Consider the following 25,714-nt stretch of genomic DNA (forward strand, 5'->3'; position numbering starts at 1 on the left):
GGTCTAAGTCAAATTTAACTACACCCCTGACATACGCAGGACACGACAATTATGTCACAATTAATTACCTGTGATTTGTTATACCTGTCACAGTGTGGGCAATATTAAGCACATCCTGTTAAAATAGATTTTTTAATCACGTTGAAGCTCAATGACTACCCGATCAGATAAAGATACACCGCAAAATTCTAAAAAAGTTGGCTTCATCAGTCTGGGTTGCCCCAAGGCACTGGTTGATTCAGAACAGATTATTACCAAATTACGCTCTGAAGGTTACGAGATCAGCCCGTCATATGAGGGCTCTGATATTGTGGTGGTGAATACCTGCGGATTTATCGATGACGCAGTAGAAGAATCGCTGGATGCTATTGGTGAAGCATTAAATGAAAATGGCAAAGTCATTGTTACCGGGTGTCTTGGTGCTAAGGGTGATATTGTCGCCACTAACTACCCGCAGGTTTTGGCCGTTACCGGCCCACATGCTGCAGATGAAGTGCTGGAAGCCGTGCATGAGCACCTACCGCCAGAGCATGACCCATATACCAGCCTGATACCTCCCGCTGGCATTAAACTTACTCCGAAGCATTATGCGTATCTGAAAATTTCTGAAGGCTGCAATCATCGCTGCACTTTTTGCATTATTCCTTCATTAAGAGGGGATCTGGTGAGCCGCCCGATTGGCGAAGTAATGACTGAAGCTGAAAACCTGGTTAACAGTGGTGTTAAAGAGTTACTGGTTATTTCTCAGGACACCAGTGCTTATGGTATCGATATGAAATACCAGACAGACTTCTGGAATGGTCGCCCGATTAAAACTAAATTCGAAGATCTGGCAACTCATCTTGGTGAACTGGGTATCTGGACACGTATGCATTATGTCTACCCTTACCCTCATGTTGATAAAGTAATACCCCTGATGGCTGAAGGAAAAATTTTGCCTTATCTGGATATTCCCTTCCAGCATGCCAGCCCGAATATATTACGCGCCATGAAACGTCCAGCGAGTTCTGAAAATGTACTCGCACGTATTAAAAAGTGGCGTGAGATCTGCCCGGATATTACTTTGCGCAGCACCTTTATCGCGGGTTTCCCCGGTGAAACAGAGGACGACTTCCAGCAATTACTGGATTTTCTGGTTGAAGCTGATCTGGATCGTGTGGGCTGTTTTGCATATTCACCGGTAGAAGGTGCTACTGCTAACCATATTGCTGAACAGGTACCTGAAGATGTAAAACAGGAAAGACTGCAACGCTTTATGGAATGCCAGGCGGAAATCAGTACAAATAAACTCCGTAAAAAAATTGGCCAGACCATGCAGGTAATGGTGGATGATATTGATGAAGAAGGCATTATCGCTCGCAGTAAAGCGGATGCACCTGAAGTAGATGGCCTGGTATTTGTAGAATCTGATAAACAGTATGAAGCCGGTACTTTAATTGATGTAAAAATTACAGATTCAAGTGAGCATGATCTGTTTGCTGTTGAGGTTTAACCAGTCAATTCATGGCTCGGGGTTCTTTTCTCGGGGTCCGATCCTGAGTAAAGGGAGCTGATTTGACTATTATTTACATCAGATCAATACCGCTTAAAATATTTTTTATTACACTTTAATTTTTATAAACGAAACACACTATGACAACACTTGCTGATACCCGCCGTGAATATGAACATGATAGCCTGAGTAAAAATCAACTAAATGAAAATCCATTTACACAAATGCAGCAATGGCTGGAACAAGCTCAAAAAGCCAACTTAAAAGATGCAACAGTGATGACTTTAGCCACTGCCGGTAAAGACGGTATGCCTGATGCCCGCATTGTTATGCTCAAGCAATTCGATGAATCCAGTTTCTGCTGGTACAACAGTTACGCAAGTAGAAAAGGTCAGCAGATCTCTGAAAACCCTCAGGCCTGCCTGTTATTTTACTGGCGCGAGTTTGAACAACAGGTTCGTATACAGGGTAAAGTTGAAAAGTTATCGGCTGAAGAAGCTGATGAGTATTTTCACTCTCGACCTTTAGGTAGTCAGTTTAGTGCTGCAGCCTCCCAGCAGAGTCATCCCATAAGCTCACGTAAAGCACTGCAGGATAGAGTTGACCAACTTATACAGGATAATCCTGATGCAGTTAGTAAACCTGATGACTGGGGCGGCTACCGTTTAACGCCTGTCACTTTTGAGTTCTGGCAGGGTCGCGCAAGTCGATTACATGACCGTTTTACTTATACTTTAGATGAAGCGGGTAAATGGGTAATAACCCGTTTACAGCCTTAATCAGGTATAATCTCTCTACCCAGTCGCGAGCTAAAACTCGCTCCTACAGCTGAACATCACTGCTGGAGCGAATTTGGTTTACAGCATTTCCCCCTGATACGAGTTAATCATGAGTAACAAAATTCTAATTTCCATTGGCAAAGTTAAAATCGAAGCTGAACTGCTTGATACACCAACTGCTAGAAATATTAAAGATGCCCTTCCTTTTGGCAGTAAAGCACAAACCTGGGGTGAAGAAGTTTATTTTGAAACACCCGTTATGGCTGAACTGGAGGATGATGCTAAAGATGTTGTTCAGGCAGGCGAGCTGGCATTCTGGACTGAGGGTGACTGCATTGCAATTGGCTTCGGTAAAACGCCGGCATCGCAAGGTGACGAAATTCGTCTGGCAACAAAAACCAATATCTGGGCGCATGCGGTGACAGATGTAACACTGTTAAAACCCTGTAAATCCGGGGATTTTGTTTTTATTGAGATGTTGCAGTCGTAGGTTTTTACTTTGAATGACTTCTGTGGAATCAAATAGGGGTCGGAGTCAGTTTTGACGCTTTGGCTCAAATATATCTGGATGCGACAGGGTCAAAATTGACTCCGACCCCGAGAGCGAAGAACCTGCGCCGCTCTAAAAAAACAAACCTAACAGGATAATATCGATGCAGAAATTGCGACCGATCTTTTCTTTAATTATTTTCACGATAATGCTTTAAGAAACGATCCATTTTTTCCATCACGCCATCCATATCTTCTCTGCGTGATAAAAATACTAATCTAAAGTGATCTGTTTTCGGCCAGTTAAACGCTGTGCCCTGAACCAGTAACACTTTTTCCTGTTGTAACAACTGTAGTATGAATTTTTCGTCGTCATCAATTTTATAAATTTCAGGGTCAAGTTTTGCAAATAAATACAATGCGCCTTTAGGCCTTACACAACCGACACCCTCTAGCTGGTTCAGCATTTTCCAGCTGTAATCCATCTGTTCGTATAAACGCCCACCGGGTGCAACCAGCTCATTAATACTCTGATGTCCTCCCAGTGAAGTTTGAATAGCATGCTGACCCGGCACATTTGAGCACAGGCGCATAGATGCCAGTAACTCCATACCTCCTATAAAATCACGAGCATGATCTTTAGCACCACTAATCACCATCCAGCCCGCTCGAAAACCCGCTACTCGATAGGCTTTTGATAAACCATTAAAACTGATCATTAATAAATCATCAGCCATTGATGCTAAAGCAATATGCTCTGCATCGTCATAAATAATTTTATCGTAAATCTCATCCGCAAAAACAATCAGTTCATGTTTACGTGCGATTTCGATTAATGCCTCTAAGGTTTGTTTTGTATAGACAGCACCGGTTGGATTATTCGGATTAATAATCACAATACCCCGGGTTTTAGAGGTAATTTTACTTTCAATATCGGCTATATCAGGTTGCCAGTCATTCTCTTCATCACAAAGGTAATGCACAGGTTTACCACCGGATAAACTCACCGCTGCTGTCCATAATGGATAATCTGGAGCAGGGATTAACATTTCATCTTCGTTATTCAATAACGCCTGCATCGACATAACAATTAATTCACTGACACCATTACCAATGAAAATATCATCAACATCAACATCTTCGGGAAAACCCTTTTCCTGACAATATTGCATAACCGCTTTACGGGCGTAATACACCCCTTTGGAATCAGAATACCCCTGACAGTTAACCAGATTACGCATCACATCCTGAATAATTTCATCAGGTGCACACAGGCCAAAAGGCGCCGGGTTACCAATATTTAACTTGGTAATACGATGGCCTTCTTCTTCAAGTCGTTTTGCTTCCTGTAATACAGGGCCACGAATGTCGTAACAAACCTGATCAAGTTTGTCGGATTTTAATATGGTGGTCATAAAATTATTAATTGTTCAAAGGTATTTAAGTTATGCCATCATACAAGTTGCAAATTTATATATAAAGTGATTTTAATGAATATAGTATTAGTCGACAGTGGACAGCTCTCAGGCATGCCTGAGTTTCCTCCCGTTAACCTGCCAAAATTCGCCTGGTTAGAGTATGTCGACTTAACCGAAGATGGCGTTGATGATCGCTGCTGGCGTGCAGACATTATTATAAGTGTCAATACACCAATTAACGCAAAAGTTATTAGTGAAACGTTTAAGCTGAAATTATTAATCGCTGCGGGTGATAAAAGCGACCATATAGATTTAGCTGCAGCTAAAAAACGTGGTATTCCCGTTTGCAATATTCCTGGCTTAACGGGTGATACCCCTGAAAATGCACGGAAAATTGCCGATCAAATTATTGATACAATACATGCCTGGTTAGATGAGAAACCGATAAATTTAATTGCTTAAAAACTCTAAATGAGTATAATTCTCATTTAGAACAACCCTTAAAGAGTTAAAACATGAACGACCTGATAGAAACATTACTCGACTGCCCCAATCTGAGCCTGAGATTACTAGACTCCAAAACTGGCCGTTCTGTAAAAACAGTAAACCATGATCAGCTTCAAAAAATGCTAGTAGATCAACAGGTTAACTGCTCTAAAGACTGTGGAAATATGAGCTGTCAGAATCGCTCAATTGACGATTAAAAGTGAAGTTTTGTTAGTAGGCGTTAGCTAACAAATATAGCGCGATGCGCAGCAAGTAGTAAAAACTCACAACAGGGGTGGAGCCGTAAAAGGCCGAATTCAACCCCAGACATTTTAACCCTTACGCCTATCTCGTACTGCTTCAGCTAATTCTCTTAACAATACTTCTGTTTCATTCCATGCAATACAGGCATCGGTGATACTCTGCCCATAAGTCAGGTCTTCAATATTTTCGACATTCTGACGCCCTGCTACCAGGTGACTTTCCAGCATCACACCCATAATATCGCCATTGCCAGCTTTAACCTGCCCCGCAACATCACGACATACATCCAGTTGACGGTTATGGTCTTTTTCACTGTTTGCATGAGAACAATCAATCATCAGTTTTGTATTTTGCTCACTGCTCTGCAATTGATCGACTGCGTCTTTAACACTCTTTGCATCATAATTAGGTGTTTTACCACCGCGCAAAATAATATGACAATCCTCATTACCAGTGGTTGAGAAAATGGCAGAATGCCCCTGTTTGGTTAATGACATAAATACGTGAGGGCGAGAAGCAGCCTGAATTGCATCAACAGCAACTTTCAATCCACCATCGGTACCATTTTTAAAACCAACAGGACAGGACAAACCGGATGCCAGTTCACGATGCCCCTGACTTTCAGTGGTTCGCGCACCGATTGCACCCCAGCTAACCAGATCAGAAACATACTGTGGGCTGATTAGATCCAGATACTCGGTTCCTGCAGGTATTCCCATATCGGCAATATCCAGCAACAAACTACGCGCCTGACGCAAACCATGATTAATATTAAAACTGTCATCAAGATGTGGATCGTTAATCAAACCTTTCCAGCCAACGGTTGTGCGTGGTTTTTCAAAATAAATACGCATAACAATACAAAGATCGTCAGCTAACTCATCAATTAAAGGCTTTAAAAGATTGGCGTATTCACGACCGGCCTTTGTATCATGAATTGAACAGGGTCCAACAATAACCAGCAAACGATCACTTTCACCCTGCAATATGTCATGAATTGCCTGACGCGCACTGTGAACAGTGTCAGATGCGGCATCCGTCAGTGGATATTCCCGGTGTAGTTCTTCAGGTGGTAATACTTCCTGTAAGCCGGAAATGCGTAAGTCGTCAGTTTTATACTTCATGAAAAATTCATTATGGGTTAATTGAGCTGGGCATTATATATGAATCTGAATGATTTTGGAGGCCCCATCCATTTTCTGATCTAAGAACTTGCTGATAACCAGTCATTGAGTTGATGCAGGTTAACAAATTGCCTGTCTACTTCCGGCTCATCAATATCCCAGATCTGATCAAAGCGCTTAATCCAGACCGCATCTATTCCAGCATTTCTGGCTCCCTGAATATCATGTAATGGATGATCACCTACATGAAGTGTTTGAGTCTGATTCACCCCTGCTTTTTCCATTGCATGATAAAACATAGCGGGATCAGGTTTTGCAGCCTGTACATCTGCTGCAGATATCTGAAAATCAAAAATATCGGATAAACCGGTTTTACTGATATGTGCATTTCCATTAGTTAAAGCAACTAATGTATAACGAGTTTTCAATTCCGATAATACGGGTAAAACATCATCGAATAACGTGACTTGTTGTCGTGCCTGATAAAATACGTCAAAAGCGGTTTCTACCCATTCATCCGTATCACCTGTTTCAGTTGCCAGTTGTTTAAGGTGAACACGTCGTGCTGCAGACAGGTCATGAATCAGTTCGGGTTGCAGCCGGGTTAACTGTTTACGTTTATCCCTTAATTGATCTATTGAGTAAGCACTGACAATTTCAGGTTTAAATTCGGCCAACCAGTTATACAGTGTTTGTTCTGCAAATTGAATAGTTGGCATGCACGGCCAGAGTGTATCATCCAGATCAAAACAGATTAACTTATACATAGGTTGGCTCTAATGCGTAATAACCACGTAAGCAGGGGAGGAAAAAGATTTCTGGAATTCCTTCAATAAAGTTCTGGCCTGATCACGTTTCTCAAACTTACCGACCCTGACATTATATTTTGTGGCACCGGAACTAGATACAAAACTACTCACATAAGCATCAAACTGTTTTTCTGATAGTTTATCAATAAAACTACCTGCATTGCTTTCACTGGCAAACATGCCGGCCTGAATGGAATAGAATCGTGCATTTGATACAGCTTCTACATCAGTTTGATCTACACCATCAGCCTGTAAATTTTTATCCGCCTGTTTTTTTCTGGCCGCTTCTTTAATCGCTGCCTGTTTTTTAGCTTCTTCTATTTTCTTTTCAGCTGCCTTTTTCTTATCTGCTAATCTTTTTTCAGCTGCTTTCTTCTCTGCCTTTTTCTTTTCAGCCGCTTTTCTGTCAGCTTTTTTCTTTTCGGCTATTTTCTTATCTTTTGCTTTCTTGTCTTTTGCTCTTTTATCGGCAGCCTTTTTTTCTGCCGCTTTTTTATCAGCAGATTCCTTTGCATCTTTTTCTCTATCTATCAAGACATTCTTTTTTTCTGGCTTTAACGTGTCACCTGCCTGATCAATTTTCACTTTGCCTGCTTCAGAAGTCTGTTTTGTTTGTGCCTTGTCAAACTGATCTGAACGGTCAGACTTAAACAAATTACCAGCCCCCGTAAAATAACCCAATAAAAAACTAATAACCACAGCCACCACAAAAGCTAAAATTATTTTTTTGATCTGATCTTCATTGATTACAAATACGCTCATTTTTTATTTAATTCTCATTTACTGTTAATTATTTTACTTAAGTGTTTTAATTTATTTTATTCTTAACTTAAGCTGATTATTTTCTACATTCCATTGATGTAAGATACTTCTGCAACTGTTTAAATAATGAAAGATTAACGGCTGCCATAACCGATCGAGAGTCTAAGGTTTTTTTAAACACGGCATCTCCTCCAAAGGTTTTTGCGCAACCACCTGCTTCACTTAAGATCAACTGCCCCGCCACATAATCCCAGAGTTTCTGTCCCCCGTGAATATTAATCTGACAGCGTCCTGCAGCTAACCAGCACCAGTCTAACGCACCCGAGCCAAAATTACGCTGTGATGCATATGGGTGCTCACGAGAAAGACATACACGCATATCCGGCGTGAGGCGTTTAAAATCTATCTGAGCAGTGCACTGATTTAAAGTTTCACGTTCAGTATGACTAACTAATGGCTGACCATTTAACCTGGCACCCTGCCCTTTAATTGCACTGAAGATTTCATTTCTATTCGGGTCATAAATTACACCTAAAACAACTTCATTATTGAGAACCAGTGCAATAGAAACCGAAAAAACAGGAATACCACTGGCAAAGTTACTGGTTCCATCCAGTGGATCTAAAATCCACAAACCATCAACTGCAGTATCCAGTTGCAACTGCTGTTCCGCTTCGGTCATTTCTTCACCCAGCACCACATATTCTGGCCACTGCTGCTGTAAACTCTCAATCATGGCTTTCTGCATTTCAGAATCAGCTTCTGTCACCAGACTACCATCTGATTTAAAACTATAAGCCACCTGATTATAACGGGGCATTATTTGCTCAGCAGCATTACGCTTAATGATCTCTTCCAGTTTGTTCAAAATATCTTTCATGATTTTTTTAGTTTTTTAGTAAACAATGCGATTGATTCTACATGAGCAGTATGCGGGAACATATCCATTACCCCTGCCTCTTCTAATGTATAACCATGCTCATGAACCAGCACATGGCTATCACGAGCCAGCGTTGCCGGATTACACGAAACATAAACTATACGTTCTGCTTTTAACTTACCAATATACTTCAGCATTTCCATCGCACCGGAACGAGGAGGATCTAGTAATATCTTATCGTATTTCTGCCTGACACCCGCTTTATTCAACCAGAGTTCATTTGAAATATCTTTAGATAAATCAGCTGCAAAAAATTCTACATTATCAATATTATTTCTAAGGGCATTTTCCCGGGCTTTAATAACCATGCTTTCGCCACCTTCAACACCCGTCACCTGTGCACATTGCTTAGACATTGCCAGAGTAAAATTACCCAGACCACAGAATAAATCCAGCACTTTATCTTCAGGTTTAAGCTCCAGCATCTGTATTGCTTTTGTCACCATTAACTGGTTTATTTCACTATTTACCTGAGTAAAATCATTGACCTGAAATTCTATAGTGACCTGCTGGTCTTTTAATGTATAACTTAAAGCAGGTGGGTTTTCTGGCCACAACGCAGTAACCGTATCCGGGCCACCTGACTGCAGCATAATTTGAAATTCATATTTTTTAGCAAATTCGATTAAGGCTGATTTATCATTGTCTGACAGATTTTCAAGGTGACGAAATACCAGTGCGGTTTTTGTATCATCAACAGCGACTTCAATTTGTGGAATAGTCGCTTTTGCATCCATTTTAATTAACAGATCAGATAAATCACTAATACGTAGCCCCACCGATTCATGTAAAACAGGACAGTTTAAAATATCGGCCAGAAATGAATTACCTTTTTCACGGAAACCAACCAGCACTTTTTCTTTTTTAAACACATATTTCACCCCCAAACGAGCTTTTTGCCGATAGTGTTTCAATGGTCCCCTTAAGGGTGGCAGTATTTTATCTGGCTCTACCTGCCCAAGATGCTGAAACTGCTGCATCAACGCATCCTGTTTACTATGAATCTGAGCCTCATGTTCCTGATGCTGCAGGCTACAGCCACCACATACTGTGAAGTGCTCACAAATAGGTTTTACTCTGTCTGCAGATGCTTTTATTACATTTACTGCACGCCCTTCATCGAATTTTTTACTGATACGACTGTATTTAAACTCGACTACTTCACCGGCCAGGGCAAAATCAACAAACACCACCTTACCTTCATGATGGGCAACCCCTCGACCTTCCGGGCTTAATGATTCTATTTCTACTTCAACCAGATCTTCTGGCAGACGAGCCCTGCGTTTTCTTCTTTTTGACATATAAATAATTCTTTAACGTTTTGTTGATCCAGTTTTAAAAGAACCTGAAACAATCAGATAGTTTTCTTTCGAATATGTTGTTAAGCCGGAAAAACTCCGGTGGATAAATAACGATCACCTCGATCACAGATAATAGAAACAATGACTGAATTTTCTACCTGTTCACATAATTTTAATGCGGCAGCAACCGCACCACCAGAGGATATACCGCAGAAAATACCTTCTTCTGCTGCTAATCGACGAGTAATATCTTCCGCATCCTGCTGACCAACATCAATCGTAATATCCACGCGCTTTTCATCAAAAATGCCTGGCAAGTACTCTTTAGGCCAACGGCGAATGCCGGGGATTTTTGAACCTTCTTCCGGCTGTACACCAACAATTTGTATATCCGGGTTCTGCTCTTTTAAATATCGTGACGTGCCCATAATGGTACCCGTTGTACCCATTGCACTCACAAAATGAGTCACTTTACCTTTAGTATCACGCCATATCTCAGGCCCGGTACCTTCATAATGCGCAATCGGGTTATCCTGATTATTAAACTGGTCCAGCACGATTCCCCTGCCTTCATTTTGCATTTGCAGCGCAAGATCACGGGCTCCCTCCATACTTTGCTCCTGAGTGACACTAATAAGTTCTGCACCGTAGGCCTTCATACTCGCACGACGTTCTTCACTCATATTATCCGGCATTATCAGCACCATTTTATAACCCTTAATCGCTGCTGCCATAGCCAGCGCAATACCGGTATTTCCACTGGTTGCTTCTATTAATGTGTCGCCGGGTTTAATTTCACCCCGCTCTTCAGCCAGTTTAATCATACTCATAGCCGGGCGATCTTTGACCGAACCGGCCGGATTATTGCCCTCAAGCTTAACCAGAACAGTATTATTATTAGGCACCAGACGCTGCAGGCGTACTAACGGTGTATTACCGACAAAGTCTTCAAGCGTCGGAAATTCTTCAGAATGCATTATAAAAGTCACTTTCAAAATTAGTTTTTATAGTAAAAGCTGCTAGAATCAGCAATATAACTATAAAGTTTCAGGGAATTCAGAACATTATCACATATTTAGATTAAATCAGTGAGACGTTGTATAACTTAATGAATTCAAAACTCCCCTATTTAAGCCTCCTGCTATTACCAACAGGCCTATTTGCAGCAAATTCTGATAACACCCTGTCTATGCTTGGTACTGAAGATATGTACTTTGAAGATATGCCGGTTATCATCTCTGCAACCCGACTTTCCCAGCCCCTTAAAGAGTCACCTGTAGCGACCACGGTTATTGACCGTCAGATGATTGATGCATCAGGGGCACAGACCATTCCTGATATTTTAAGACTGGTACCGGGCTTCACGGTCGGATACCTGAACGGAAACCGTCCGGTTGCTACCTATCATGGCCATAGTGATCGATTATCAAATCGAATACAGCTGGTGATAGATGGACGTTCGGTATATTTGCCTACATTGGCGGGTGTATCCTGGTCTGATCTGGTCGTTAGTATTGATGATATTGAGCGCCTCGAAGTGATTCGTGGCCCCAACGCATCCACTTATGGTAATAATGCCTTTCTGGCGGTTGTGAGCATTACCACCAAACATGCATCTGAAGACCAGGGACACTATGTTAAAGGCACAGTTGGTTCACATGATACCGCCGATGCTATTTACCGTTTCGGTGGTCATGCCGATGATCTTGATTACCGTGTAACTGTCGGCACCAAAAATAATTCCGGCACTGACCTGTTGAATGACTTTACAGAAACAGACTATTTTAGCTACCGGCTTGATTATCAGATAGACCTGTCTACACACCTTTTTTATTCAGGTGGTGTACAGGATAGCGAATATGGTGATGTGCTGGAAAATAGAGATGATACAGACAACGATGTTGATGTATCAACTGCGTTTCAGCATTTAAAACTTGAGCATAGTTTAGATAATGGCAATAGTTTCTCTGTTCAATATTTTTACAATTATACCAAAAGCTTTACTTCTGAATTTTTAACGACCATATCACTTTCAGCTTTGGGACCACCACTCACCAATATAGATGACTTCGATATATATGATACGTTTGATTTAGAATCTGAACGTCATGATCTGGAAGCCTCTTATTATTACAATATTGGCGATTCAATACGTCTGGTTTCAGGTGCTAGTGTACGAACAGACAAAGTAATTGCCGATAATGTGTTTGACCCGAATACGGATAATTCACTATTTCTTTATCGTTACTTTACCCATGGGGAATTTAGCGTAACAGATGATTTTCTGATTAATGCGGGTTTGATGTATGAAAAAAATGATATTTCAGGTTCAGATTTCGCCCCCAGACTGGCATTTATTTACCACTTAACAGACCAGCATAGCTTTCGTCTGAGCGGCTCCAGGGCAACACGTACACCCACGATTTTTGATGAAAATGGTTATGTCGCAGCACAGGAGCAATTAACTCAGGATGGTGGTCAGCCACTTGATAACCCGTTATTAGAAAGTGTTCTCGGCGGCGACGTTATTGTTGATCCATTTATTTATACATCCGGCAATGTAGATTCAGAAGAAATCACGTCATACGAACTAGGCTGGATGGCCCAGCTTTTAAACAACAAACTGATACTTGATTTCAAAATATTCTCTGATGAAACCGACAAGTTAATTGCTGAAGTTGAGTTTATTGGCGATGTGCCCACTGAAAATGTTGATGACCTTTTTGGTCCGACCTACTCCGGAAACGGAGCAAAAGATTTTGTTAACGCTTACAGCACAAAAACTGAAGGGTTCGAATTTTCCAGTGATTATCATATCTCTAATACCTTGCGACTATATGCCTATTTTGCTTACGTTGAACTGGAAGCAAAAATAACTAATGACACGCTTACCGAAGCCAGGCAGAGTCGTGTCGTTGGGCGAGTTGAAGAGTCAACTCCCAGACGAAGTTATGGTGCTATGTTAATGAAGCAGTGGGAAAATGATATAAGTACCAGTCTGTCTATTTATCATGTAGGCGATATGGACTGGTTAGATCGTACCCATGATCGAATAAATGCCAGCCAGTCATTCCGGGATCGCTCAGCAGAAGAATATACAAAAATTGATGTTGTGATACGTAAATCACATAAAACACCCGGGGGACAGGTAGACTTCTCCTTAATACTGCAAAATCTGGGTGGAACACATTTTGATTACACACGCTCTAATTTCACCGACCCAACACAACAAACTATAGATACACCCGGGAGTGAACAGGATCCCAGAGGGTACTTTGAACTTACTTTTAAGTTTAATTAAATTGATAAATAGATTATCGGGCTAATAGACATGGCCTGAACCACGCTCATCAAAAGGAAGAGTGATTTACAGGGAATAAACAAGGAATGAAATTGAAAGGTAGCATTGATAGAGACAAGCAGGGAGTGGTAAAGCCATTACAGCTTCTTGCGTCTTCATTATTGTTATATATCTTAAGTTTACTGTTTCTGATAATTCCAGCTGATACTTATGCATCTACTGAAGATAAAAAAATACTCATCGTTTACCAGAAAGCTCATGGTTTCAGTCAGCAGCTAATCGATTACATACAAGAAGATGTTTCAGCTAAAGGTTTTCAGGTTAATCATTTAATAATAAAACCGCAGCTTGAAACCGGACGGCTTAACCGGATAAAAATTAATCAACACCAGCTACTAATCTCTATAGGTAGTAATACAACAAAAAAACTTCTCGAAGCAGAAATCAATAAACCGATCTTAAGCGCTCTGGTACCACGCCATATTGCTAACTCACTAAAAGAGGCTTATCCCGAAAAGAAAAACTGGAGCAGCCTTCTTATCGACCAGCCAGTTGAGCGGCAATTTCATTTAATAAGCGCTATTTTCGGCCCACATAAAAACACGGGCATTCTCGTAGGCCCCTACACTGACGACCTGAAAAAGGCACTAACAAAAGCCTCAACCAAGTTAGAGCAACATATACAAACTGATAAGATTGAAAGTTCAGATCAATTATCTGCGTCACTAAAAGCTTTAAGTTATTCAGTAGATTTATTACTTACGCTTCCTGACCCGGTTATTTATAACAAAAGCACTATTCGTGGAATCCTGCTACTGGCCTACCGTAACAAACTACCCATTATCGGTTTTTCTCAGGCTTATGTTAAAGCCGGGGCTATTGCAGCCATTTACTCAAAACCAGAACAGGTAAGCAATCAGTTAACCAACATCATTGAATATTTTTTTACTAAACACTCATTTGAACAACCTGTTTATTACCCCGAAAAATTCTCAGTTGCATTAAATAAAAATATTGCACGCTCGCTGGGCATTAAGCTGGCAACAAAAAAATCCATACTTGATCAGATAATTAAAGCTGAGAAGAACAAATGAGAAACTGGGGCATCAATAAACGGGTCATGTTTTTAGCATTGTTACCCACATTGCTAATTACAGTATCACTTGCATCCTATTTTAGCTTTAATCGTTATGCATATATTGAAGAATCACTACATATTAAAGGACAGCTAATAGCTGACAACCTGTCTCCGGCAAGTGAGTATGGTGTATTTGCGGGCAACCTTGAAATACTTGAAAACCTGATAAACAATACATTGCAGGAAAGTGATGTTACAAACATCACTATTAGCAACCGATACAATGAAGTACTCATCAGCCGTACACGTAAAATAACCCCCCCTGAAACCATACTGCCTGTATTTATATCACCGAGAGAATTTACATACACCGCAAGCATTGTGGGCAGCGATGTTAATCTTTCTGATTACAATGAGCTCTTTACAGAAGATGAATCAGAAGCCACAGCACCTAATAATCTGGGTTATGTACATGTCACTTTAAGTGATCAGTCTACTCAGGTTCAGCAAGTTGATAGTTTAATAAAAGGTTTTCTTATTACGTTCTCCGGTTTATTTATAACCGTATTCCTGGCCATCAGTATCAGTCGCAGTGTTGTAAGCCCCATTCAACGGTTAACCGACGCCGTGAAGAAAATTGGACAGGGAGAATTAAATACCCGTATTAAGATAGATACAGGTGGCGAAATTGGCTCACTTGAAGAAGGTGTAAATAAGATGGCCAGTGAAATGCAACTTATCCGCTCAGATTTACAAAGTCAGGTTAATAATGCCACCGCTGATTTAAAGAAAACCCTGGAAGAACTTGAAATTCAAAATATTGAAATAGATCTTGCACGAAATCAGGCTTTATCAGCCAGTAAAATAAAATCTGAATTTCTTGCCAATATGAGTCATGAAATTCGTACCCCTATGAACGGTGTAATAGGTTTTACAGAATTACTCGGAAAAACGTCTTTGTCCGATGAACAGGATGATTATGTAAACACCATACGCAGCTCAGCTAGTAATTTATTAACTATCATTAATGATATTCTTGATTTTTCTAAAATTGAATCAGGAAAGCTCAATATTGAAAACATTAATTTCAGCTTAGATGATGTAATGGATGAAATCATAACCATGTTTGCTCCCATGGCTTACCAGAAAAACGTAGAACTAATATACCACCCATCAGTAAAGCTACCTGAAACTATTCTGGGCGATCCTTCGCGTATTCGACAAATATTAATTAACCTGATAAGTAACGCGGTAAAATTCACTCAAAATGGTCACGTTATTATTCGTGTTTTAGTTGAGACTCAACCCAATGAAAATGAGCTTATTCGGTTTACAGTAACCGATACCGGCATGGGGATGGATGACTTAAGTAAACAGCGTTTATTTACCGCTTTCACTCAGGGCGACACTTCTATTAGTCGAAACTTTGGTGGCACGGGACTAGGGCTTGTAATATCACGAAAACTTGCCGAATTAATGAACGGTGAAATTGGTTTTGAAAGCAACTTGAATAAAGGTTCCAGTTTCTGGTTTACTGTACCTCTATCCTCAAATCCACAGCGTAGCTCATCAACTGAAGAATCAACAAGGCTTAAAGTCATTTTATTTGAATCCGTAGACCAAAATAGAATTGCTAGTCGCTCCTTACTTAATAGCATGGGTATTGACACTATTGAAACAGGCCGTTTAGATAAATTACCACAACTGGTAGATGCGGACACTGAACATGAACTTGCTGGCATAGTAGCCGGAATCAGTCGAGTTAATATAAAAAATAATTTTATGTTGGGCAATCTAGCAAACGCATTACAGTCAACCGGCCTTCCCTACATTACCCTGGCCAGCATATTTGATGTAAATGATGCGCAGGATTTAACAAGCGCAGGTCTTAAGAACATTATTTATCGCTGTTCTAGAACAAGTCTGCTTAAAAATCAGATTTTCACCTCATTCAGTTCGGACAAGGAAGATACCATTATGCCATCTGAGAAAATATCAGAAGCAATTGATAAAAAACAGTTATCTCATATTAAAGTATTACTAGTCGATGATAACAAAATAAACCTTAAACTGGCTAAAACACTTCTCGTAATGCATGGTATTCAGGTCATTACAGCCGAAGATGGACAGGAAGCGGTAGAGCAAGCATCCAGACAACATTTTCATTTAATATTTATGGATTTACACATGCCGAAATTAAATGGTTTTAGTGCTGCTAAATATATACGTAATACCGATAACCCATGCAAAGAAACAACTATTGTCGCTTTAACTGCTAATGCGATGCCTGAAGAACAGTTACAGGTTTTTGATTCTGGTATGAATGATATTTTACTTAAACCTATAACTGAACAGCAATTATTTGATGTATTCTCACGCTGGGTGAACACAGAAAAACATGAAGAAAAAGCGACTGATACCCCTGTTATAACAGATGACATATTTGATAAACAGTTAGGAATACAATTGGCGGGGGGCAATGAACAACTCGCTGATGAGTTATTTCCAATGTTAATTAGCGAATTACCGATACACAGGGAAAATTTACTCGCCGCCAGACAAAATAATGATACCGATGATTTAAAAAAGCATATTCATAAATTACATGGCGGCACAAAATATTGTGGAGTGCCTGCGTTATTAGCATCTTCAGCAAATTTTGAAAATATTATTGATTTAAAAGAACATAAAAAAATTGATAATGGACTTGATAATGTAATTACTTCAATTGATGAGTTACTTGAGTTCTATCAGAATAATTTTCATACACAATAGAAATTTATATTCTGAAAACACCCTGAAGCAGATACACATTCAGTTTAATTTATTAATTAAGATGAGTACTGCTATGGAACATTTCCCTCGGGGAAAGAACACCGTTTTTTGGCGCTCTGTCCCCTTAATCCATACCACCAAGAGCTGATAGTGTCGATTATCAATTCTGTAAACCTCTTGATGATTTCAATAAGGGATCGGAGCACAAAAAACGCGGTCCATCCCCGAGAGACATATGCCTTAACAGAGCATAAAATATCATCTAAATAAAACTGTTAACTCCCGCTTCTGACTAATAACTCCTCATCAAAAACGTGCTTCCAGCATCAACTGCTTCATATTACTCACAGCTGACTGCAAACCACAAAATACGGCTTCTGCAATAATTGCATGACCTATATTTAATTCCTGAATATGTGGTATTGAAGCGATTGCCTGTACATTATGATAGTGCAAACCATGACCTGCATTTACCTGTAAGCCCAGGTCATGAGCAACTTCTACAGCTTCAATTATTTTTTTGAGCTGTTTTAACTCTTCATCATTACTTGTTGCATCTGCAAAATGCCCGGTATGAATTTCAATTACCGGTGCCCCACATCGTTTTGCTGCTTCAATCTGGCTCAGGTCAGCATCAATAAATAAAGAAACCCGGACATCAGCTTCTGCTAATTGCTGACAGGCTTCCTTAATACGACTTTCCTGACTGACCACATCCAGACCACCTTCCGTTGTCAGTTCTTCTCTACTTTCAGGTACAAGACAACAATCTCTTGGTTTAATTTTTTCAGCAAAACTCAGCATTTCTCCGGTAACAGCCATTTCAAGATTCATATGAGTTAAAAGTGAATCTTTCAACATCAGTACATCACTTTCCTGTATGTGTCTACGATCTTCACGAAGATGAAGCGTTATTGAGTCTGCTCCCGCCTGCTCTGCCTGTAATGCAGCATGCACCGGATTAGGGTAACGTGTACCCCTTGCCTGTCTTAAAGTAGCGACGTGGTCAATATTTACACCCAGTAAAATTGTGCTTGAATCTGGCATTACAGTATCCTGTTTTAATTTGAATGGTTATTTTATTAGAAATACAGGATTGTTTAAATAGGACTTACCTATTAATTACTCTTTTCAACCAACCTGTAATATGGAAGTACCCCTACTTCTCTGCTATTGTTCTTAAGGATATATCTATATTTAGATGTCTGAACAACAAAAATAATATATACAGGGGCAAAGAGTGTTTAAACAGAGGATTTTTAGATACAGTCTGGGTTTACTTATTACCTTTATTCTCTTTGCAAATGCCAGTGGTATTATTCCCCTTCGATTTGTTGAAACAATGGAAAATCTTTCATACGATTTTCGACTACAGCTTTCACTCCCATCAGAAATTGATAAAAAAGTCATCATTATTGATATAGATGAAAAAAGCCTTGCAGAAATTGGGCAATGGCCATGGGAGCGAAATGTACTAGGTAATATCGTTAATAACCTGTTCGATTATTACAATATAAATGTACTTGGCTTCGATATTCTATTTGCTGAAAAAGATGAAGACCCGAGTGATAAAATTCTTTCACAACTATCAAATAGCACTATTTCAAGCAGTGCAGATTTTCAGCGTATTATTAATAATAATCAGGACATTATGCACCGCGATGAAAGCCTTGCCAAAAGCCTTGAGAGCAATAATACCGTATTAGGGATAATTTTTAATAATCATGCTAAACACCTGACTAAAGGTTTATTACCTCCTTCTATCCCTCAGTTCACCCCTGAAATTATTAAGAGCTTTGATTTTTTAGACCCTTCAGGTTATACCGCTAATATTGACACATTACAAAAGCAGGCGACCTCAGGTGGTTTTTTTGATAACCCTTTAATTGATGAAGACGGTGTATTTAGACGTGTTCCATTATTACAGTCATATGATGGAAAGTTATACCCTTCTTTAGCACTGGAAATCACACGTCTTTCATTACAGAACAATATTTTAAAACTCGGTTATGGCTCAAGCGATGAATTTGAAGGCAGTAAGTCTCTGGAATGGGTATATGTCGGTGAAATAGCTATCCCTGTTGATGAGCATTCTGCCGTGATGGTGCCCTATGTCGGAAAACAAAAAACTTTTGATTATATTTCAGCCGCTGACATTTTAAATAAATCAATTGCTCGAAATTTACTAAAAGACAAAATTGCGATTTTTGGTACCAGTGCTGCCGGTTTACTTGACCTCAGAACAACACCTCTTGAATCTGCTTATCCTGGTGTGGAAGTTCACGCTAATATAATTCAGGGTATTTTAGATCAGACCATAAAACACAAACCAGAATATATGATTGGTTTTGAAATTCTTCTGCTTTTCTTACTGGGAATTATATTAACTATCGCATTACCCATGTTATCACCCGCCTGGAGCACATTTAGTGCAGCGTTAACAATTGGCGTTATTCTGCTACTGGATAATTACGCCTGGAACCAGCTAATGGTTATTATGCCAATAGCCTCACCGCTCATTCTAGTTATTATGCTATACATGATGAATATGTCATATGGTTTCTTTGTAGAATCAAGGGGCAAACGCCAGCTTACTCATCTTTTCGGACAGTATGTACCGCCCGATCTTGTTGATGAAATGAGTCGCAATCTTAAAGAAATTAATCTGGATGGTGAAGTTAGGAAGATGACCGTACTTTTTACCGATGTACGTGGTTTCACAAGTATTTCAGAAAAAATGCAACCTAAAGAGCTCACTACCTTTATTAACGCATTCCTGACACCGCTCACCGAAGTTATTCACACTAACAGGGGCACCATCGATAAGTATATGGGTGATGCCATTATGGCTTTCTGGGGGGCACCATTAAAAGATCCGCAACATGCAAGAAATGCGTTGAATGCTGGTATGGATATGCTGGTTGCAATAAATAAACTGAACAAACATTTTAAATCAAAGGGCCAGCCAGAAATAAAAATCGGTATCGGTATCAATACAGGTGATATGAACGTTGGTAATAAAGGCTCAGAGTTCCGGGTTGACTATACCGTTCTAGGAGACTCCGTAAATCTGGGGTCACGCCTGGAAGGGCTGACAAAAAATTATGGTGTCGACTTTATTGTTAATGAGTCAACACGTCACGAGGTTCCCGAGTTTGAATATCGTATGCTGGATATTGTAAAAGTAAAAGGCAAGGATAAACCAGTTACTATTTTTGAACCGGTAGGTTTAGTTGAAAATGTAGACAAACTGGTGCGTAAACAAATTAAAGAATTTCACCATGCTCTCAAACTATACAAACAACAGAACTGGGACGGTGCTGAACAGTCACTATTTCAGTTAAGTCAGCAGGAACCTGACAGAATGATTTATAAGATTTATCTGGATAGAATCGCTGTTTTCCGCGCAAATCCACCTGAAACTAACTGGGATGGTGTGTATACCCACACAAGTAAGTAAAGCTTATCTAACTAAAGTAAGCTCGGATTAGCTCACTTTGGTAGATTCTATATATTAAAAAATAAGCACTATTTCACATATTTCGTGATTTTCTCGTATATTTCCGTTTGTCGCTAAACTGAGTGTGATAAATCTCACAGATATTATACCAGTCTATTTGTAGGATTAATCTTACAAAAAGCTAATTGACTAATAACACTCTCTATTTATGAACTCACGTCACTCACAATACGATGTAACCAATACAGTAAAAGTCACAGACAGTCAGGCTGTGTGTAATGCGGTGTGTGATATTTTTCATAGTTGTTATCTGGCTGCGGATGATAGCCGTATACGTCAGGCTTTTGAAGACTTTGATAGTTTATTCGAAGGACATTACAACGGTTTCAACGCCTGTGATACTTTCTACCACGACAAACAGCACACCCTTGATATGACCCTTGCCCTGGCCAGATTGATTGATGGCCATGAAAGACAAAGTGACCGGGTACATACCTTCGGAGCTAAACTAACCAGTCTGGCGATTATAACCGCTCTATTTCATGACTCGGGTTATATACGTAAAACAGATGATCAGAAATTTTATAATGGCGCCCAGTACACGCCTATTCATGTAAGCCGAAGCGCTACTTTTCTAACTAATTATCTACATATGATCGGTTTGCCTGAATTTGCTGATATTGCAGCGAATATGGTGCATTACACAGGTTACGAGGTATCGCCCGATCAAATTAAATTACCTGATGAAAAACTACACTTACTAGGTTATATGCTTGGAACTGCAGATCTCATTGCTCAAATGTCAGACCGCTGTTATCTGGAAAAATGTAAAGAGAGACTGTTTCCAGAGTTTGAACTTGGAGGCATGACATCAACACAGGATAAAGATGGTAAGTCGATTATTATATTTGAATCTGCAGATGACCTTTTAGCCAAAACACCCACTTTTTATAATTCTGAAGTTAAAAACCGACTGAATAATTTATTCCAGCAGGTGTATAAATATGCCGAAGCTCATTTTGGTGATGATAATTTATATATAAAATATCTGAATAAAAATATAAGCCATATAGAGTCTCTTATCGAAACCAACAAGCTGGATACACTACACCGGTTACCTCCAGAAAACCCGGGAACCAGTCGTTTTTTAAATTCTCATTAAAATACGCTTGAATACATTTCGCGACATATTGGGCAAACACGAATAATTAGCCCGACGACTTCATTCTAGACACTAACCCAACATAAAAAATTTAAATGCTGGGTTAGCTCGTTTTACTTTACTGCAAACACTTCACCGTTAACAGAATTGAAAATAACCATTCCACCAGCAATAACAGGTGAAGAATATATTTTCGAATCTACATTATAACGCCAGCGACGCTTTCCTGTTTCAGCATGCATTGCATACAGATAACCATCGGCACTACCAATATAAACGGTATCAGATGCGATAACTGGTGATGAAAAAACAGCACTACCCGTTTGATACTCCCAGATACGACCACTTCTTTGTTCATCAAAAGCATAGATATAATTATCTGTACTGCCAATATATACCGCTCCATCATATACTGCCGGTGAAGAGAATATTTTACCTGATGTTTTTTTCTTCCATTTTAACTGTCCGGTTTCAATATTTATAACATGTAAACGTTTGTCATCTGCTCCCACAAACAGCAGACCATTATGAACAGCTGGTGATGAGTAAATTGCACTGTTCACTGCATACTTCCATTGCTCCTGTCCTGTCTTTTTATTAATCGCTTTCACATAACCATTCAGTGTACCCACAAAAACCAGACCATTGGAAATGGCTGGTGATGTATAAACTACTGCTTTTGCATCAAACCGCCAGATTTCAGCACCTGTGTCAGCATCAACCGCATACACGCCTTTATCTTTACTACCGAAATATACGACACCGTCATCAATCACAGGTGCTGAATAAATTAAACCACCGGTACGAAATTTCCATTTCATTTGATGACTATCTATATCTACTGCGTACAGATAACCGTCCCAGCTAGCTACATATAAAGTATCACCCTGTATTGCAACTGAAGCTTCTACATTATCTTTTGTTTCAAAACTCCATTTTAAATGGCCATCTTCCAGGTCTAATGCATAAACAGACCCGTCTTTACAGCCAATGTATACCGTGCCATCAGAAACAATAGGTGATGAATAAACTTTATCCGGAGCCGAATATTTCCATACCAGTTTATCCAGTTTTCGAGGAGCAGATGAACTTGTAACACCTGAATGTTGAGGATCTTCACGAAACATCGCCGTTCCCCCACCACATGCAGTGAGTAAACTGGTTAACAGTGCCACTAAAACAAGAGTAAAACCCTTAAACATTTTTTGCTCCATATTTAATTATGATTATTCTGAAAAGATCAGATGGAAGTACATTCAGTGCTATCTATAATTTTTTTATTAAAGATGCCGCCGCCAGCTTTTCCAAGTTTAGACAGACACTATCGGATATAACTATTTAGATCAAGCAAACCCAGAGCCTTTTAAAGCAGACGCCCTATATTACACAACAGCTCATAAGATATGGTTCCCGCACTCAATGCAACTTCATCAACCGAAATCTGTTTACCCCAGCATTCAACTGAATCACCACATACTGCTTGTATTTCTCGTAAATCGACAGCAATAGAATCCATTGAAACACGACCGATTAAATGACAACGCTGGCCATTTACTGCAACAGGTGCTGAAACTGCATGGCGTGGATACCCATCACCGTATCCAATATTCACAATACCTACCGGCATATCCTCTGGACAAGTCCAGCTATCACCATAACCAACTGTCTGACCTTTTTTTAAATGATTAATAGCGATCAGCTCTGCCTGTAAGCTCATAACAGGTTTCAAATGAAGTTCAGCTGCGGTTTTATTTATTATCGGAGATGAGCCATAAAGCATAATCCCCGGACGCACCCAGTCCTGCCGCATAAATAATTCACTTATAATTGCAGCTGAATTAGAGACACTGGTCTGTGTTTTATATAACTCTGATAGTTTTAAAAATCGATTAATCTGAGTCTGATTAGAAATATGCGCCGGTTCATCTGCATTAGCAAAATGCATCATTAAACCCGATTGATCAATCAGTTTAATTTTTTGTAAACGTTGATAAGATGACTGCACATCATCGAGCTGAATACCCAGACGCCCCATTCCTGTATTTATTTTTAACCAGACATTAATAGACGATGCCTGTTGATTCGCTTCTAGTAAATCTATTTGCCAAAGCTGACTAATCGCGGGGCGTAAATCATATTGAATAATTTGCTGTAATTGCTCCTGAGAGGAAAACCCCTGAAAGACAGTAATCGATTTATCAACACCATTTTCGCGTAATGCGATTGCCTCTGCTAGCTGAGCCACCGCAAAACCATCTGCTTGCGTTAAACTTTTTGCCACCTGTAACATGCCGTGACCATAAGCATTTGCTTTTACCACAGGCATAACCTGACTATCAGGTACAATTTTTTTCACTTGTTGAAAATTATGCTGCAGTGCAGTCAGGTCAATAGAAATGTTTGCAGCTCGATTACTTGTCATAGGATTTTTTTCTATAAGAAGAACTCAATTTGAAATTTTTTATTCAAAACCTGCAGATGAATACATTTCAGGACTGTAATTTTCAAATTTGGTGAACTGACCGAGGAAGGTTAATCGTGTCGTGCCTATCGGGCCATTACGTTGCTTACCCACAATAATTTCAGCAATACCTTTTTCCGGTGTTTCTTCATTATAAACTTCATCACGATAAATAAATACGATGACATCCGCATCCTGCTCAATCGCACCTGATTCACGCAAGTCTGACATAACCGGGCGTTTGTTTGGTCTTTGCTCCAGACTACGGTTAAGCTGTGATAAAGCAATTACCGGCACTTCAAGCTCTTTAGCAAGCGCTTTCAAACCACGAGATATCTCAGAAATTTCATTAGTACGGTTTTCAGATGAACCCGCCACCTGCATTAACTGAAGATAATCGATCACGATTAAACCCAGACCATGCTCTCTTTTCAGACGACGTGCGCGGGCACGTAGGTCTGTCGGTGACAATGCGGGAGTATCATCTATAAAAATCTTCGCTTCAGACAATAAAGAAACTGCAGATGTTATTCTTGGCCAGTCTTCATCATTTAACTGTCCGGTACGTAAACGATGCTGATCAATACGACCCATTGAGGAGATCATCCTCATAGCCAGCGATTCAGCGGGCATTTCCATACTAAATATCGCCACGGCTGTTCCCTGAGCAATAGCTGCATTCTCAGCAATATTCATTGAAAAGGTTGTTTTACCCATTGATGGACGACCAGCAACAATAACCAGATCGCCTTTCTGCAAACCACTGGTTTGCTCATCAAAATCTTTAAAGCCAGTCGTCACACCTGTCAGTGTACCTTCCTGTTCAAACAGCATATCTATCTGTTCAACAGTTGTGGTTAATAACTGTTTGATGCCTTTAAAACCACTTCCTGCTCGTTCACCCTGCTCAGCAATGGTAAAAACCATGCGTTCAGCCTCGTCCAGCAACTCTTTACTATCACGGCCTTCCGGTTTAAAAGCACTGCCAGCAATATCGGTACCCACTTCAATTAACTGTCTACATACTGAGCGTTCATGCACAATGTCTGCATAAGCACGTATATTCGCTGCACTTGGAGTATCTTTTGCCAGCTGGCCTAAATAGGCCAGCCCACCAGCATCATCAAGTTCCTGGGTTTTCGATAATTCATCAGAAAGAGTAACCACATCAAAGGGTTTATCAGCGGCTTCTAATTTGGCAATACTGCGAAATATAAGCCGATGATCATGTCGATAAAAATCTTCTTCTGTGATTCGGTCTGCTATTTGTTCCCATGCCCGCTTATCAAGCATAAGACCACCCAGCACGGCCTGTTCGCCTTCTATAGAATGCGGGGGAACTTTTAGATTCTGAATGGGTGCATCAGCGATCTGATAATCATTGCTGCTAGGGTATGTTACTGATTCGGACATAATATTCTTACAAACTGGATGGTAGATTAGTTTGCCTTTTCAGGGGCAGGACTGCAATAAACTTTTGACTGAAACTGTATTTATTTTGAGATAAAAAACAGTGCTGTTTGCAGCCAGATGAAATTTAATCTGTAAATGTACTGATTAATGAAACACCCTGCCACGGCACATCTTCATCGGGGGCAGAATGCCGTTTTTTG

21 protein-coding genes are annotated in these 25,714 nt (G+C 39.9%); 10 read left to right on the plus strand and 11 right to left on the minus strand.

Features of this window, described 5'->3' with window-relative positions; all coding sequences use genetic code 11:
- Nucleotides 1-151: 151 nt before the first annotated feature.
- From DIZ80_02800 to DIZ80_02810, 3 genes are all read left to right on the plus strand, one after another.
- Nucleotides 152-1,492, plus strand: a complete 1,341-nt coding sequence (locus tag DIZ80_02800) for a 30S ribosomal protein S12 methylthiotransferase RimO (protein ID RDH84423.1) — start codon at nt 152-154, stop codon at nt 1,490-1,492.
- 140 nt (nt 1,493-1,632) lie between these two features.
- Complete coding sequence (gene pdxH, locus DIZ80_02805) at nt 1,633-2,271, plus strand: pyridoxamine 5'-phosphate oxidase (GenBank protein ID RDH84424.1); 639 nt, start codon at nt 1,633-1,635, stop codon at nt 2,269-2,271.
- Nucleotides 2,272-2,380: 109 nt separating this feature from the next.
- Nucleotides 2,381-2,761, plus strand: a complete 381-nt coding sequence (locus DIZ80_02810) for a hypothetical protein (protein ID RDH84425.1) — start codon at nt 2,381-2,383, stop codon at nt 2,759-2,761.
- Between the two features lie 190 nt (nt 2,762-2,951).
- Here the strand turns inward: DIZ80_02810 and DIZ80_02815 are convergent, their stop codons facing one another.
- The gene (locus DIZ80_02815) at nt 2,952-4,175 is read right to left on the minus strand and encodes an aminotransferase (protein ID RDH84426.1); all 1,224 of its coding nucleotides are present in this window, start codon (nt 4,173-4,175) and stop codon (nt 2,952-2,954) included.
- A gap of 75 nt (nt 4,176-4,250) precedes the next feature.
- On the opposite strand from DIZ80_02815, the gene DIZ80_02820 reads away from it, so the two are divergent.
- Both DIZ80_02820 and DIZ80_02825 read left to right on the plus strand, forming a co-directional pair.
- Nucleotides 4,251-4,640, plus strand: coding sequence for a hypothetical protein (locus DIZ80_02820; GenBank protein RDH84427.1), 390 nt, complete (start codon nt 4,251-4,253; stop codon nt 4,638-4,640).
- 53 nt (nt 4,641-4,693) lie between these two features.
- On the plus strand, nt 4,694-4,882 hold the full coding sequence (locus tag DIZ80_02825) for a hypothetical protein (GenBank protein ID RDH84428.1): 189 nt from the start codon (nt 4,694-4,696) through the stop codon (nt 4,880-4,882).
- A gap of 114 nt (nt 4,883-4,996) precedes the next feature.
- Here DIZ80_02825 and DIZ80_02830 read toward each other — a convergent pair whose 3' ends face one another.
- The 6 genes from DIZ80_02830 to DIZ80_02855 all read right to left on the minus strand — a co-directional run bounded on the left by DIZ80_02830 (nt 4,997) and on the right by DIZ80_02855 (nt 10,841).
- On the minus strand, nt 4,997-6,052 hold the full coding sequence (locus tag DIZ80_02830) for a 3-deoxy-7-phosphoheptulonate synthase (protein RDH84429.1): 1,056 nt from the start codon (nt 6,050-6,052) through the stop codon (nt 4,997-4,999).
- Nucleotides 6,053-6,132: 80 nt separating this feature from the next.
- Nucleotides 6,133-6,819, minus strand: a complete 687-nt coding sequence (locus DIZ80_02835) for an HAD family hydrolase (GenBank protein RDH84430.1) — start codon at nt 6,817-6,819, stop codon at nt 6,133-6,135.
- Between the two features lie 9 nt (nt 6,820-6,828).
- Nucleotides 6,829-7,623: a hypothetical protein gene (locus DIZ80_02840; GenBank protein ID RDH84431.1), complete on the minus strand. Its 795-nt coding sequence runs from the start codon at nt 7,621-7,623 to the stop codon at nt 6,829-6,831.
- Nucleotides 7,624-7,699: 76 nt separating this feature from the next.
- The gene (locus DIZ80_02845) at nt 7,700-8,503 is read right to left on the minus strand and encodes an inositol monophosphatase (protein RDH84432.1); all 804 of its coding nucleotides are present in this window, start codon (nt 8,501-8,503) and stop codon (nt 7,700-7,702) included.
- Nucleotides 8,500-9,864, minus strand: a complete 1,365-nt coding sequence (locus tag DIZ80_02850) for a 23S rRNA (uracil(1939)-C(5))-methyltransferase RlmD (GenBank protein ID RDH84433.1) — start codon at nt 9,862-9,864, stop codon at nt 8,500-8,502. Before DIZ80_02850 ends, DIZ80_02845 begins: the two co-directional genes overlap by 4 nt.
- A gap of 80 nt (nt 9,865-9,944) precedes the next feature.
- Nucleotides 9,945-10,841 carry a cysteine synthase B gene (locus tag DIZ80_02855; GenBank protein RDH84434.1) on the minus strand — a complete coding sequence of 299 codons (897 nt, stop codon included), beginning with the start codon at nt 10,839-10,841 and terminating at the stop codon, nt 9,945-9,947.
- 131 nt (nt 10,842-10,972) lie between these two features.
- Here DIZ80_02855 and DIZ80_02860 point away from each other — a divergent pair, with 131 nt between their 5' ends.
- From DIZ80_02860 to DIZ80_02870, 3 genes are all read left to right on the plus strand, one after another.
- On the plus strand, nt 10,973-13,165 hold the full coding sequence (locus tag DIZ80_02860) for a hypothetical protein (GenBank protein RDH84435.1): 2,193 nt from the start codon (nt 10,973-10,975) through the stop codon (nt 13,163-13,165).
- Nucleotides 13,166-13,251: 86 nt separating this feature from the next.
- Entirely contained in the window at nt 13,252-14,259 is a 1,008-nt protein-coding gene (locus tag DIZ80_02865) for a hypothetical protein (protein ID RDH84436.1), read from the plus strand.
- On the plus strand, nt 14,256-17,018 hold the full coding sequence (locus tag DIZ80_02870) for a hypothetical protein (GenBank protein RDH84437.1): 2,763 nt from the start codon (nt 14,256-14,258) through the stop codon (nt 17,016-17,018). Before DIZ80_02865 ends, DIZ80_02870 begins: the two co-directional genes overlap by 4 nt.
- A 306-nt stretch (nt 17,019-17,324) precedes the next feature.
- Here DIZ80_02870 and DIZ80_02875 read toward each other — a convergent pair whose 3' ends face one another.
- Nucleotides 17,325-18,065 carry a pyridoxine 5'-phosphate synthase gene (locus tag DIZ80_02875; GenBank protein RDH84438.1) on the minus strand — a complete coding sequence of 247 codons (741 nt, stop codon included), beginning with the start codon at nt 18,063-18,065 and terminating at the stop codon, nt 17,325-17,327.
- A 193-nt stretch (nt 18,066-18,258) separates the two neighbouring features.
- Between DIZ80_02875 and DIZ80_02880 the strand changes: the two genes are divergently transcribed.
- Both DIZ80_02880 and DIZ80_02885 read left to right on the plus strand, forming a co-directional pair.
- Entirely contained in the window at nt 18,259-20,478 is a 2,220-nt protein-coding gene (locus tag DIZ80_02880) for an adenylate/guanylate cyclase domain-containing protein (protein RDH84439.1), read from the plus strand.
- Nucleotides 20,479-20,686: 208 nt separating this feature from the next.
- Complete coding sequence (locus DIZ80_02885; GenBank protein ID RDH84440.1) at nt 20,687-21,640, plus strand: hypothetical protein; 954 nt, start codon at nt 20,687-20,689, stop codon at nt 21,638-21,640.
- 113 nt (nt 21,641-21,753) lie between these two features.
- Here the strand turns inward: DIZ80_02885 and DIZ80_02890 are convergent, their stop codons facing one another.
- The 3 genes from DIZ80_02890 to DIZ80_02900 all read right to left on the minus strand — a co-directional run bounded on the left by DIZ80_02890 (nt 21,754) and on the right by DIZ80_02900 (nt 25,514).
- A complete protein-coding gene (locus DIZ80_02890; protein RDH84441.1) occupies nt 21,754-22,854 on the minus strand; it encodes a hypothetical protein in 1,101 nt (366 codons plus the stop codon).
- Nucleotides 22,855-23,003: 149 nt separating this feature from the next.
- The gene (alr, locus tag DIZ80_02895) at nt 23,004-24,062 is read right to left on the minus strand and encodes an alanine racemase (GenBank protein ID RDH84442.1); all 1,059 of its coding nucleotides are present in this window, start codon (nt 24,060-24,062) and stop codon (nt 23,004-23,006) included.
- Nucleotides 24,063-24,101: 39 nt separating this feature from the next.
- On the minus strand, nt 24,102-25,514 hold the full coding sequence (locus tag DIZ80_02900; protein RDH84443.1) for a replicative DNA helicase: 1,413 nt from the start codon (nt 25,512-25,514) through the stop codon (nt 24,102-24,104).
- Between the last annotated feature and the right edge of the window lie 200 nt (nt 25,515-25,714).

Source organism: endosymbiont of Galathealinum brachiosum (assembly GCA_003349885.1).
Lineage (GTDB): Bacteria > Pseudomonadota > Gammaproteobacteria > SZUA-229 > SZUA-229 > SZUA-229.

Bases quoted from the DNA above. Each gene is read 5' to 3' on its own strand.
- DIZ80_02840 (RDH84431.1), bottom strand. From the start codon at position 7,623: ATGAGCGTATTTGTAATCAATGAAGATCAGATCAAAAAAATAATTTTA.
- DIZ80_02810 (RDH84425.1), top strand. From the start codon at position 2,381: ATGAGTAACAAAATTCTAATTTCCATTGGCAAAGTTAAAATCGAAGCT.
- DIZ80_02885 (RDH84440.1), top strand. From the start codon at position 20,687: ATGAACTCACGTCACTCACAATACGATGTAACCAATACAGTAAAAGTC.
- DIZ80_02845 (RDH84432.1), bottom strand. From the start codon at position 8,503: ATGAAAGATATTTTGAACAAACTGGAAGAGATCATTAAGCGTAATGCT.
- DIZ80_02850 (RDH84433.1), bottom strand. From the start codon at position 9,864: ATGTCAAAAAGAAGAAAACGCAGGGCTCGTCTGCCAGAAGATCTGGTT.
- DIZ80_02855 (RDH84434.1), bottom strand. From the start codon at position 10,841: ATGCATTCTGAAGAATTTCCGACGCTTGAAGACTTTGTCGGTAATACA.
- DIZ80_02835 (RDH84430.1), bottom strand. From the start codon at position 6,819: ATGTATAAGTTAATCTGTTTTGATCTGGATGATACACTCTGGCCGTGC.
- pdxH (RDH84424.1), top strand. From the start codon at position 1,633: ATGACAACACTTGCTGATACCCGCCGTGAATATGAACATGATAGCCTG.
- DIZ80_02900 (RDH84443.1), bottom strand. From the start codon at position 25,514: ATGTCCGAATCAGTAACATACCCTAGCAGCAATGATTATCAGATCGCT.
- DIZ80_02830 (RDH84429.1), bottom strand. From the start codon at position 6,052: ATGAAGTATAAAACTGACGACTTACGCATTTCCGGCTTACAGGAAGTA.
- alr (RDH84442.1), bottom strand. From the start codon at position 24,062: ATGACAAGTAATCGAGCTGCAAACATTTCTATTGACCTGACTGCACTG.
- DIZ80_02875 (RDH84438.1), bottom strand. From the start codon at position 18,065: ATGCCAGATTCAAGCACAATTTTACTGGGTGTAAATATTGACCACGTC.
- DIZ80_02815 (RDH84426.1), bottom strand. From the start codon at position 4,175: ATGACCACCATATTAAAATCCGACAAACTTGATCAGGTTTGTTACGAC.
- DIZ80_02870 (RDH84437.1), top strand. From the start codon at position 14,256: ATGAGAAACTGGGGCATCAATAAACGGGTCATGTTTTTAGCATTGTTA.
- DIZ80_02860 (RDH84435.1), top strand. From the start codon at position 10,973: ATGAATTCAAAACTCCCCTATTTAAGCCTCCTGCTATTACCAACAGGC.
- DIZ80_02820 (RDH84427.1), top strand. From the start codon at position 4,251: ATGAATATAGTATTAGTCGACAGTGGACAGCTCTCAGGCATGCCTGAG.
- DIZ80_02865 (RDH84436.1), top strand. From the start codon at position 13,252: ATGAAATTGAAAGGTAGCATTGATAGAGACAAGCAGGGAGTGGTAAAG.
- DIZ80_02825 (RDH84428.1), top strand. From the start codon at position 4,694: ATGAACGACCTGATAGAAACATTACTCGACTGCCCCAATCTGAGCCTG.
- DIZ80_02800 (RDH84423.1), top strand. From the start codon at position 152: ATGACTACCCGATCAGATAAAGATACACCGCAAAATTCTAAAAAAGTT.
- DIZ80_02890 (RDH84441.1), bottom strand. From the start codon at position 22,854: ATGGAGCAAAAAATGTTTAAGGGTTTTACTCTTGTTTTAGTGGCACTG.